At 35.2% G+C, this 11,323-nt stretch carries 15 protein-coding genes; 10 read left to right on the forward strand and 5 right to left on the reverse strand.

Annotated elements, in window-relative coordinates:
* Window positions 1–10: 10 nt before the first annotated feature.
* Complete coding sequence (locus OLM57_RS16500) at window positions 11–604, reverse strand: hypothetical protein (protein WP_264564791.1); 594 nt, start codon at window positions 602–604, stop codon at window positions 11–13.
* An 89-nt stretch (window positions 605–693) separates the two neighbouring features.
* On the reverse strand, window positions 694–1,299 hold the full coding sequence (locus tag OLM57_RS16505) for a hypothetical protein (RefSeq protein WP_264564792.1): 606 nt from the start codon (window positions 1,297–1,299) through the stop codon (window positions 694–696).
* Window positions 1,300–1,465: 166 nt separating this feature from the next.
* On the opposite strand from OLM57_RS16505, the gene OLM57_RS16510 reads away from it, so the two are divergent.
* The 4 genes from OLM57_RS16510 (at window position 1,466) to arsB (ending at window position 4,215) form a co-directional block, all read left to right on the forward strand.
* Window positions 1,466–1,798: an ArsR/SmtB family transcription factor gene (locus OLM57_RS16510; RefSeq protein WP_264564793.1), complete on the forward strand. Its 333-nt coding sequence runs from the start codon at window positions 1,466–1,468 to the stop codon at window positions 1,796–1,798.
* 54 nt (window positions 1,799–1,852) lie between these two features.
* Entirely contained in the window at window positions 1,853–2,323 is a 471-nt protein-coding gene (locus OLM57_RS16515; RefSeq protein ID WP_264564794.1) for a DUF6428 family protein, read from the forward strand.
* Window positions 2,324–2,398: 75 nt separating this feature from the next.
* Window positions 2,399–3,031, forward strand: coding sequence for a low molecular weight phosphatase family protein (locus OLM57_RS16520; protein ID WP_264564795.1), 633 nt, complete (start codon window positions 2,399–2,401; stop codon window positions 3,029–3,031).
* Between the two features lie 116 nt (window positions 3,032–3,147).
* Window positions 3,148–4,215 (forward strand): ACR3 family arsenite efflux transporter, encoded by a 1,068-nt coding sequence (gene arsB / locus OLM57_RS16525; protein ID WP_264564796.1) that lies wholly within the window; start codon window positions 3,148–3,150, stop codon window positions 4,213–4,215.
* A 239-nt stretch (window positions 4,216–4,454) separates the two neighbouring features.
* On the opposite strand, the gene OLM57_RS16530 is transcribed toward arsB, so the two are convergent.
* Window positions 4,455–4,685, reverse strand: coding sequence for a hypothetical protein (locus OLM57_RS16530; protein ID WP_264564797.1), 231 nt, complete (start codon window positions 4,683–4,685; stop codon window positions 4,455–4,457).
* Between the two features lie 555 nt (window positions 4,686–5,240).
* On the opposite strand from OLM57_RS16530, the gene OLM57_RS16535 reads away from it, so the two are divergent.
* Window positions 5,241–5,888: a hypothetical protein gene (locus OLM57_RS16535; protein WP_264564798.1), complete on the forward strand. Its 648-nt coding sequence runs from the start codon at window positions 5,241–5,243 to the stop codon at window positions 5,886–5,888.
* Window positions 5,889–6,150: 262 nt separating this feature from the next.
* On the opposite strand, the gene OLM57_RS16540 is transcribed toward OLM57_RS16535, so the two are convergent.
* Window positions 6,151–7,152 carry an IS110 family transposase gene (locus OLM57_RS16540; protein WP_264563942.1) on the reverse strand — a complete coding sequence of 334 codons (1,002 nt, stop codon included), beginning with the start codon at window positions 7,150–7,152 and terminating at the stop codon, window positions 6,151–6,153.
* A gap of 263 nt (window positions 7,153–7,415) precedes the next feature.
* Here OLM57_RS16540 and OLM57_RS16545 point away from each other — a divergent pair, with 263 nt between their 5' ends.
* Together OLM57_RS16545 and OLM57_RS16550 are read left to right on the forward strand one after the other, a co-directional pair.
* Entirely contained in the window at window positions 7,416–7,850 is a 435-nt protein-coding gene (locus OLM57_RS16545) for a hypothetical protein (protein WP_264564799.1), read from the forward strand.
* A 221-nt stretch (window positions 7,851–8,071) separates the two neighbouring features.
* Window positions 8,072–8,725, forward strand: coding sequence for a CPBP family intramembrane glutamic endopeptidase (locus OLM57_RS16550; RefSeq protein ID WP_264564800.1), 654 nt, complete (start codon window positions 8,072–8,074; stop codon window positions 8,723–8,725).
* A gap of 89 nt (window positions 8,726–8,814) precedes the next feature.
* Here OLM57_RS16550 and OLM57_RS16555 read toward each other — a convergent pair whose 3' ends face one another.
* On the reverse strand, window positions 8,815–9,366 hold the full coding sequence (locus OLM57_RS16555) for a DUF4494 domain-containing protein (RefSeq protein WP_264564801.1): 552 nt from the start codon (window positions 9,364–9,366) through the stop codon (window positions 8,815–8,817).
* 387 nt (window positions 9,367–9,753) lie between these two features.
* Here OLM57_RS16555 and OLM57_RS16560 point away from each other — a divergent pair, with 387 nt between their 5' ends.
* From OLM57_RS16560 to OLM57_RS16570, 3 genes are all read left to right on the forward strand, one after another.
* Window positions 9,754–10,188, forward strand: coding sequence for an acyl-CoA thioesterase (locus OLM57_RS16560; RefSeq protein ID WP_264564802.1), 435 nt, complete (start codon window positions 9,754–9,756; stop codon window positions 10,186–10,188).
* A gap of 22 nt (window positions 10,189–10,210) precedes the next feature.
* A complete protein-coding gene (locus tag OLM57_RS16565; RefSeq protein ID WP_264564803.1) occupies window positions 10,211–10,600 on the forward strand; it encodes a DUF1398 domain-containing protein in 390 nt (129 codons plus the stop codon).
* A gap of 189 nt (window positions 10,601–10,789) precedes the next feature.
* Window positions 10,790–11,248, forward strand: coding sequence for a VOC family protein (locus OLM57_RS16570; protein WP_264564804.1), 459 nt, complete (start codon window positions 10,790–10,792; stop codon window positions 11,246–11,248).
* Window positions 11,249–11,323 lie beyond the last annotated feature (75 nt).

Below are 11,323 nucleotides of genomic sequence, written 5' to 3' on the forward strand. Positions count from 1 at the left end.
GATTTTTGTTTTAAAGAAATCTTTTAAGCTGCATCACCATATTTTTAGCCAATTTTTGATAAGCTCCTGCAATTCGGTATCCTTGATCAAAGTCAAATGTGCCCTGTGCCAGTCCAATCGATTTGTCAAATTCCATTTCTACTAAAACATTCTTGGGATTTGCCGTTTCCACAACTGTAATAATAGCACTGATTTTTGCAGGTTGAGCAACAGCAACAACACTATAGCCAGGATAAATCCAAGTTGTTTTAATGTTCATTGTGTATTTCAGCTCACTATTCTTCTCACATTTAATTTCTCCTTTTTCAAATCGTTTGTTGAAATATTCAATAAATTTAGGCTCATATTTATTTTCTCTGTCATTAAACCAATCCTTTCTGAATTTTTCTGATTCTCCTGCCACTTCTTTCCTTTTATCCATTTTATCTTTCAGAAAGTCTTCTTCAGTTTCAAAACCTTGTACTTTTTGATCCGTATAATCAAATGTTACATTGTATTCTGAAATACCCTTTAAGTTATTGAGTTTACCAGAAACAATATCAAATCGCTGTGCAGAAACAACAGATATAAAGAATAAAAACAATAAAACTATTTTTCCTTTCATAATTAAGATACCTTAAATAATTTGGTTAATTTCTTGTGCATAAAAAAGCCCCGTTAAAAGGGCTCTTTATATTCTGCAACAAATTAGTATTAGTACGCTTTTTTCAAAATCAGTTTGGCCAATGATTTTGCCGTTTTTGCAAATCCTTCTCCAATTCGGGTTTCATTGCTGAAATTATTTCCCCATTGATCGCCCGGTGCATTCTCGCTCGAAATTTCCAAAACAACATTCGATTTATTACTGGTTTCAACAAATTTTAATTGGGTTGTCACTTTTGCTGGCTGCTTCATGATTCCAGCATCCCAACCTGGATATATCCACAGCACTTCAACTATTAAAGTATATTTTGCAGTTGCCAATCCTTCTTGAAAATTAACATCTTTACTGTCTTTCACAAAAACAACATTCATCAATTCCAAAAACTTTGGGTTCCAAATAAGCTCTTTGCTCGAATCCCATTTCTTTTTCCAAATGTCACCCGTATTTTTTGTTTTATCATTTAATTCTTTGGTTCTGTTAGCAACATACTGAGCTTCGGTTAATTTCTCTTTCAAAAGAGTCAATTTCGAATAATCAAATTCAACATTTATTTCTTTTTGATCCTTCAAGAATCCAAAATCTCCTTTTACAACATCCATATCTTGGGCTGTCATGATAGAAGAAACAAACAAAAGTGCAAAAACAATTTTTTTCATTTTTTAAATTTTAATATTATCATATAAATACTTACAAATCAAAAATAGTGTAAATAATTTAAAATCAAATCTCAAATCGAAAAAAAAATCTCCAAAACAAAATTTAATCCATTTTGCTTTTTTATTATAAATCTATATCGTAATATTGCAATATAAAAATACAACAATGGGAATTACTAAAACAGAACATTTTACAGACGAGCAAAACGAATTGGCAATCTTGACCAAAGCATTGGGCCATCCAGCACGAATTGCCATTATACAATACTTAATCAAAGTAGAAAGTTGTATTTGTGGTGACATTGTAAACGAATTGCCGCTTGCTCAACCCACAATCTCTCAACACCTGAAAGAATTAAAAAACGCTGGCTTGATAAAAGGAAACTTTGAAGGAAATGCAATTTGTTATTGCCTCAACGAAGTAGGATTCGACAAAATAAAAGGATTCTTTCAGCATGTAAATACTTATCTCAATAAAAGAAAAGACAGTTGTTGCTAAAAAATAATTAAACTTTAAACTTTTAAACACTTAAACTATTAAACTCTTTTCATCATGAAACTATCAGAAATTAAAAAACACTTAAGTACTGCTACAGGAGTGACTTTTCAGTTGCCAAACGGCACATTTGTTCCCGAACATTTCCATGTTACCGAAGTTGGAATGATAACCAAAAACTTTATTGATTGTGGCGGAACTGTTCGAAAAGAATCGGTTGTGAATTTTCAATTGTGGGATGCCAATGATTTTGAACACCGTTTGAAAGCACAAAAACTTTTAAATATCATCGCTCTTTCTGAAAAAGTATTGGGACTTGAAGATCTTGAAATCGAAGTAGAATATCAAGATACTACTATCGGAAAATACGATTTGGATTACAATGGTGAGACTTTTATACTCTTGAACAAACAAACCGCTTGCTTGGCATTAGACCAATGCTGTTCGCCACAGGAAAAACAAAAAGTACAACTATCCGAAATAGCAAACAAAGCCAACTGTTGCACACCTGGTGCAGGCTGTTGCTAGTCTAATAGAATATTTTTCTCCTGCAAGGGCTTTTTTAGACCTTGCGGGTATTATAACCAAACACCCATTTTAAAAATGACCCAAACCAATAACAATCTTTTTGCCGATATCAAAAGCACCGTCGATACTTTAAATTTCACAAGCATTTCGCCGGAACGCAAAGTTATTTTGCAACCGCTTATCGATTATATCCAATCCAAAACAACGGCAGAACAGGACATTCGGCTCAATTTTATCTGCACCCATAATTCCCGCCGAAGTCATTTGTCTCAAATATGGGCGCAAACCGCAGCCGCCTATTATAACATTAAAAACGTGTTTTGCTATTCGGGCGGAACCGAAGCCACCGCTTTATTCCCCATGGTAGCCCAAACATTGCAGCAAACTGGTTTCCAAATCGAAACCCTTTCCGAAGGAAAAAATCCCGTTTATAGTATAAAATACAACGAAAACGATCATCCGCTGATTTGCTTTTCCAAAACCTATGATAACGCTTTCAACCCACAAAGTGAATTTGCAGCCATTCTAACTTGCTCTTCCGCCGATAGCGGTTGCCCATTCATAGCAGGAGCCGAAAAACGAATCCCAATCACCTTCGAAGACCCAAAAGCCTTTGATAACAGCCCGCAACAGACTGAGAAGTATCAGGAACGCAGCATCCAAATTGCAACCGAACTGTTTTATGTTTTCTCCCAAGTAAAAAAATAAAATCAAAATTTGAACCATTAAGAAAAATAAGTTTTAGAGTATTGCAAAACAATACTTAACTAATCTTAATCCCTTAATGGTTCAAAAAAAAATAAATGGTAAAATCAAATTAAATTATGTCAGCAAATAATTGTGCCCCTGCTTTAGAGCGAAAAAAATTAGGCTTCCTCGACCGCAATCTCACCCTATGGATATTTCTGGCCATGGCAATAGGCGTCTCCATCGGATATTTCATTCCGTCGAGCAGTGGATTCATCAACTCGTTTTCGAGCGGAACCACCAATATTCCACTAGCTATCGGACTAATCCTGATGATGTACCCGCCACTGGCAAAAGTCAAATATGAGCAAATGGGCGAAGTATTCAAAAACACCAAAGTACTGGGCGCCTCCCTGTTTCTCAACTGGGTTGTCGGTCCCATTTTAATGTTTACCCTCGCCTTGCTATTCTTAAACGGTTACCCCGAATACATGATTGGCGTTATCCTAATCGGACTTGCGCGTTGCATCGCTATGGTAGTGGTCTGGAACGACCTCGCCGACGGAAACCGAGAATACGCTGCTGGATTAATCGCCCTCAACAGCATCTTCCAAGTATTGCTTTATAGTGTTTATGCCTATGTTTTTATCACCATACTCCCTCCCTATTTTGGGTACCACGGTTTTGAAGTCAACATCAGCATTGGGCAAATTGCCGAAAGTGTGGGCATCTACCTCGGAATCCCTTTCGCACTTGGAATCATCAGCCGTTACACCTTAATCGCGACCAAAGGAGCCGAGTGGTTCGAGACCAAATACGTGCCATTCATCTCTCCTATCACCTTAATATCGTTGTTGTTCACCATCGTATTAATGTTCAGCCTCAAAGGCGAATTAATCGTTCAAATCCCAATGGATGTGGTGCGCATCGCGATTCCGTTAGTGATTTATTTCGTCATTATGTTCGTCATGAGTTTCTTCATCGGCAAGTACTTTGGTGCCGATTATTCCAAGTCAACCGCCATTGCATTTACGGCAACCGGAAACAATTTTGAGTTGGCCATCGCCGTAGCCATTGGCGTTTTCGGAATCAATAGCGGTCAGGCCTTTGCGGGTGTCATAGGCCCATTGGTCGAAGTTCCCGCTTTAATTGCCTTGGTCAATGTCGCCTTTTGGTTCAGAAAAAAATACTACGGAGGTAAGTAGCATTATAAGAAGCTATTTACTTCTTCAGTTCGCTTCGCTCGTGTCCTGCTATCCGTTTCAATCTTATGAGCCGAACACCGGCTCACAAGGATTTTCTCTTCCATCAGCGCTAAGGCATCCGTTTTCATAAGAATATTTATTTTCAAAAATCATACAAACTGCAATTCCATAAATTTTTGGGGTTGCAGTTTGTTTTTTAAAACCAAACAAATGCAAAGCCATATAATTTACTAATCTAATTACAACTGTTTCGGAGTAACATATTGAGACAGTTTCACACCTATTGTCAATTCATTAAGATACGTTTCGCAAATTCCAGAAGCCTTCATAATTTCCTCCTTAGAGTAATTACCCTGATTAATCTCAGCAGCATATCGTATCCCAAACAAACGTATCATTCGTATTGCCTTATCTTTTGGTGCGTTATTATACATATCGCTCAATTTTGCTCCTAATTCTGCTACGCACATTTGTGTTTTTTTAGTTATAATTAAAACACCAACATCCATGCCAAATATCTATAAACAAGCACATTATACCGTTAAATTAACACTAAAACAAAATATTGAAGCTATTAGATTATAAAATATAAATAGTACCACCTATAATGTCATCACTGGCAGTTCTTTGTTGGCACAAAGATGCTTCAAAGCAGCAATTAGGTGACTAAACCCATTGCTTTTGGTACTTTATACCAAAACTAGTGGTAGTAAACACCAATGGTTTTTGGTAGTCATTACCATTACCCCCCAATAGCACGAGCTAAATCTTAGAGCAAACTCCAAGTCTCCTAACCTACTTAAAATTCTCGCTAGAATTAATAGAATAACAGATCAAAATACACATCCCAATACCATCAAAAAAGACACAACAGATAAAAACTCTTTTATGAATTGTAGTTCTTTTTTTATACATTTGAAAAGACACAATACCTTAGGTTTCTCATACCAAGCCAGCTGTATTGGGCAGGATTAGTATGATTGTAACAGCTATAAACAAATTACCAGTAATTTTAATACATTTTTATGGAAAGAATTTACAACCCAAATATCCGAGAAAATGATTCAGTATATCTTTTGCGTCAAGTTCAAGAATTGGTTTTGATTGCTGAACAAAATAAAAGTTCATCGCCTTTAATATATGCCTGTCTTGATTCTCGTATTGCTCTTGAAGTTCTTGATCTTAATATGGTATTACATTCTGTAAGTTTAGATGAGAGAAAACAAATCGTTGAAGATTCAAAACCTAAAAATGGAATTGACCGAGTAAACAAAAAAGAAGGAAGTTTAAAAGAAAAATATCAACAGTTCTTTCAAGCTGTGTGTGAAGTTCTTGACGTAGAAGGAAAGTTTTACGACTTTAAAAAATCAAAAGAAATTCAGTACAAGCTTAGCACATATATACATTCTTATTACATGTCAAATAATGACTTGAATTATAATTCTCCCTTAATGCAAAATGCAATCACAATAATCAAAGAATTTGAACAGTTTTTAAAAACAGGTGTTCCCATTAAAGATGGTTTCATGATAATTATTGGAATGAATTGTAAAACTATGCCTGAAAATGACAAAGAGTTATTAGTAGAGTGGAAAACATCCACGACAATGAAATATGAAGATCTAAAAGCAAAGTTAGAGCAAAACCAAAATTTGAGAAAAAACTACCGGTAACAGCTACAACGGATTTGGGCATTTGGCTTAATGGAAAGATGGTTTTGTATTTGGGATGATTTGTCAAATCCGAAAATAAGGCTTAATTTAACCCCAAACCCGCTGATTACTATGAAATTACCAAATAAAAATTCATAAAAAAAGCCATCTATTTTTTGCGAATAATTAATAACTTTGGTTTAGAAAAAACAAAAAAGTCTTGCGAAGGGGAAGAGCATTTTTTTCTCTTTCCTTTCAAAAGAAATTTTATTTAATGTTTTTTTTACGCTACTTGTCTTTTTTCAAACATTTTGTTTTCTCTTATGCATGCACATACTCTATGTACAAGTTTGTTCCTAACATTGTTTATGATAAGCATCTTGTTTTTACCTTCTTCCACCTTTCGATTAAAATAATTTTTTAATTCTGGATCACTGGTAATTGCTGACAAGGCACACATATGAAGCTGTTTTTTTAATTTTTTGTTAGCCACATAATGGACTTTTGGTTTTGAGCGAATACTTTTCCCCGAGGTATGTTCAAAAGGTACAACACCTGCATAACAAGCCAGTTGGCGAGGAGTTGTATACATTGTAAATTCGTTTGTAAAACAAATCAAAAACAAAGCCGTTACTTTTCCTATGCCAATAACAGATGTGACAAGAGTGAAAATTCTAGAAATATTTTCATCGTCACTTATTGTTTTGTCCAATTGTTTTTCAATGTTTTTTAGATCCAAATCAATTCCCTTGATGGTGCTTTTCTGTAGTTTTTCAGAGAGTCTGGCTACTTCCAAATCAAAGGCTTTGAGTTCTTTTACATTTCGCAACAAAGAAGCTTTTGTTGCAACTAATTTTTCCCGCAGGGACAAAAGATTTCTCATTTTGTTGATTTCCATTCTGGGAGCATTAAAAATAACTGCTTCCTCCACATTTTTCATGGCATAAAAAGCAATTCTTTGGGCATCAACTTTGTCGTTTTTGCCTCTTTGAACCCCAATGCTGCGAATAATTTTCAGTGACATTTCGACCCAAAGTGAGAACTTTTCAATCATTAGACATTTGATTATTAACTTACCGTACATTCCTGTGTGTTCTAAACAAACAAGCGTGTTTTCAAACGTCGAACCTTGTTCCTTGAGCCATTTGCAAAGGGACTTGATTCCTTTGTAATCATTTACAAACTGGCTGTGAATTGATTTTTCTTTATTTCTATCCAAAATTACTACGGCATCAAAATATTCTTTTGACACATCAATACCTAAAAAATGTTTAAATTTACTCATAAGAAAAGATTTTAAGGATTAGCAACCAAATTATTGAACACACTCGTAACCTTGAAAATAGGCCTTAAAACCTGAATTACTATTTGATGCTTGCTCAATATAAACTGACAAAGTCCTAATCAGCGGATAAGTCTAAAAACTTTGTAGTACCAATGGTGTACTTTGTCAGTTTGGTTGTTAATTTAAATTTACGAATAATTTATTATGCAAATCTAAAGGTAGTAGCTGAACGTTACACACAATTGTAAATAAATAAGAACTAGATGAATCGAGTAAATACTATAAGTAGTACCGTAATTGGATTTGTATTAATTTTTCAAGTGCTTACATCCTGTAATTCTAAAAATGTTGATGAAGATAATAATTTGACATTATCTTTTGAATATGTTCCTGAAGGAGGCCAAGGCATATTACAATCTAATGATATGAATGAGAAAATAATTAAAACAAAGAAAAATCAGGATAATATTGAGATTAGCGTTTATAAATGGATTGGTTTACCTATTGATACCTACAACGGGAAATGCGAATTAAAATCAGATACACTTTATTTATATTATTGGAGGGAGATAAAAGAATCCTATAAGGACTCAGCCCAAGTTGCATTGACACTAGAAAGTCAATTAAAATATAAGATTAGAAAAGTCAAATATAGACGTATAGTTGTAGAATTAAAGGATAATAAATATATAAAATAAACAATTGCGCATAACAGCTAAAACAGATTAAAACAATTGTCTTAATGATAAGTTGGTTTTGTATTTGGGATAATTTGCTTCCCCCGCTCGTTCCCACAAAAATGTCTGTCTCGTCCTGAAAAAAAAGTTTACCTATTTACATTTCATCCTAAAATAGATTTACAATTCATTTTTAAATCTCTGCTCTCGTAACAGAACCTAGCGCCAATTATAAAAATACAATGATGAAACAGGATTTTAGAAATACAATCTTTAATGTTTTAGCAATACTTTTTGTGGTTGTTTTTCCACATTTTGTCCCATTGCCTTTTTACTCCTATGCAATAGTTTGCTTGGGGGTCGTTGTACTTATGCTGCGCAAAAAAAACAAAACACTTAGGGATTTAGGATTAAAACAAAAAGGCATTTCGTTTCAAACTTTCGCTGTAGGAATGGTATCAGCGGTAATTTGGGTTGCCTTTATGAGATGGGTTTATCTCCCGGTGATCTCCTACTTTTTTACCGTTCCCGATTATACCGAATATAATTTTATACAAAACCACTTATCAAACCTTATCATTACCACAATCGCGGCCTGGGTAATTGGCGGTTTTTATGAAGAAATCATTTTTAGAGGTTTTATTCAAAAAACCATCCAAAATTGGTTCAAAAGCAATCATGCATTTTTATTTTCGGGACTGATAACAAGCGTACTATTCGGACTCTATCATTTTCAGCAAGGGTTTTTAGGTGTTATTTCAGCTACTTTGAGTGGCCTCTTTTGGACTTTTTTATTGAAACGGTTTGGCAAAAATCTGTGGTACCCCATTATTTCCCATGCAATTTTTGACACCATAACTTTGACTCTTATTTATCTAGGATGGTTTGGTAAATAGCCTCTCCGTTAGCATGAGCGTCCCACACGTGTCCACACAGTAAAAAAGAGGACCAAAAGCCCTCTTCTTTCAAACATTACAGTACGTGCCTAAACGGTTTCGGCTACATACTCGGGATCAAACTCCATAGTATCCTCTACCTCAACTGTGGCAGTTTTTGAAGCTTTTAGCGCATTGAATCGTTCCAATTGTTCTGTTTCACCTTCTTCCCCACTGAAATAAGGAAAAACATCCATAATTGGCGATTCCATAATAGCGGGAATACTGTATTCTCCCATCGTAGTACTCATAACATGGGTGGTGTTGTCAAAAGCTTCTTTTACATCATTGGCCTGTACCAGAAGATACATGTTTGAGCGACGCTCTTTCCCACTTTCCTCGTCATACGCCATCAACGAAACTTTCGATTTAAACCAACGATCGGCATTCTCAAAAGGGTGAATCTCGGCATAATTGGCCACTTTTATGTTCGTAATTTTAAACTCTTCACTAATGTAAGCAGACATCTCTTCATTGATTCTGCTCTCGGCTTCTGTATAAGACAAAGCATCTACCAAATAAGGTTCTGTCGTAACCTTTTGTCCACCCGTTTCATCCGTTTTTCTATATTTTACTTTGCATTCGTACCAAATTGTGCTCATCTGTGTCTTTTTTTTAAGGAAGTCAAAGATAGATTTTAAAGAAAATAAAAATCACAATTCAGGAAATAGATATTCACAATTTATTTTTGCAGAACGCAACATTCTGTAATTCAAATAGGTCTTCAAATTCCACAAAGCTTCCTCTTATGCAGGGACTAGCGCGAAGGATGGAAGCGACATCCTTTTCTTTTTTCCTTTAAAAAAGAAAAGATACAGTCCCGATAGCTATCGGGAGCCCTGACCTCGTTGTTCCAAAATTGTTGTTGTAAACCCAAATGTTCTGCAACGAGGATGCGCCCAAATAAAGTCACTTATTCAATTCTGCTTTGGTAATGTAAAAATCCTCTCTATCTTTGTTTGTAAAACTTGAACAAAAATTAAAACCCTATGGCTACATTTAGCAAACAACTTTCTTTTCGTTGGTCTGATTTAGACCCCAATTTTCACTTGCGTCACAGTGCGTATTATGATTTTGGAGCACAACACCGTGTGGAGATTCTAGCACAATTGGGATTGACCCTGAAAGTGATGCAAAAAGAACATGTTGGTCCGATATTATTTAGGGAAGAATGTGTTTTCAGAAAAGAAATCAATCTCTCTGACGAAATTACCATGCAAACCAAACTATCCAAGATGAAAGCGGATGCTTCGCGCTGGTCTATTGTACATGAGTTTTACAGAGAAGAGGTATTGTGCGCCGTGATCACTGTTGATGGGGCTTGGATGGATACCAAACTTAGAAAACTAGCTAGTCCTACTCCACAAATTGTTGTTGATGCGTTGAGCACTTTTCCTAAAACAGCCGATTTTATTGCCTTATAATTAATCCAAATTTTATCTCATTATGTTTACCATTGCTCAAATAAAAGAAGCCCATTCTAGAGTTCAATCTGGAGCCGACTTCCCTATTTATATTCAGGAATTAATTGTATTAGGAGTTCAAGGCTACGATACCTTTGTCAATGACGGTCATGTAGAATATTTTGGTGCCGATAATTTTCGAGCGGTAGCAACTGACACCTATGCCAACATCATTATTGCTCCGTTTGCCAACAAGGAACGATTCATCGAATTTCTGATAATGCACCAAGACGGACAAACCAATTACCTCACTTTTTGCAATCATGCCGGACAATGTGGTATTGCCAAATGGAGCGTGAATATTATAGAAATGACCTGCACATATACCGATCAATCGGGTGCTGCCATTTTGATTGAAAAAATCCCAGGCTAGGTTATAAGAACAGGAATCCTATTTAGAAAGATTTCAACACAGAAAAATGTGCCTTTTGTTTCATTCGACCTTAAGGCATATTTTAGTCACGAATATATTGCTCTAAATTATTCAATCTCATAGCGACAACGAAAGTACGGAGAAGCTGAAAACCGAAAAGAGTAAGCAATCAATTAAATCAAATTGACAATGAAAAAAATAAAACTTTTAGCATTATTTCTTTTGCTTACTCACCTGATTCAAGCCCAAAAAAGCAACTCGTTTGATTTGACTTTTAATCATGCTGCCTTATCTGTAAAAGACGTTAACATTTCGGCTGCTTTTTACAAGGACGTACTGAACTTAAAGGAAATTACAAACAGAACCAAAATGGAGGGCATTCGATGGTTTTCTTTAGGAGATAACAAAGAATTGCATCTAGTATCCACTGTAAAAGAAAACGTTACCATCAATAAAGCGGTACACCTTGCTCTTACTACATCTAATTTTGACGATTTTATAATCACTCTGGACAAATTTAAAATCATGTATTCTGATTGGCCTGGAACAGCGCATAAAATAAACATTAGAGCGGATGGTATTAAGCAGGTGTATTTTCAGGATCCAGACGGCTATTGGATTGAAGTGAATAGCGTTGCACAAAAATAATAACCAAAGTAAAACTTGAATAACTAAAAAAGGTGATCTGTTTCCATATCACCTTTTTACTCTTATAAAATTATA

The organism is Flavobacterium sp. N3904 (assembly GCF_025947305.1).
Taxonomy (GTDB): Bacteria; Bacteroidota; Bacteroidia; order Flavobacteriales; family Flavobacteriaceae; genus Flavobacterium.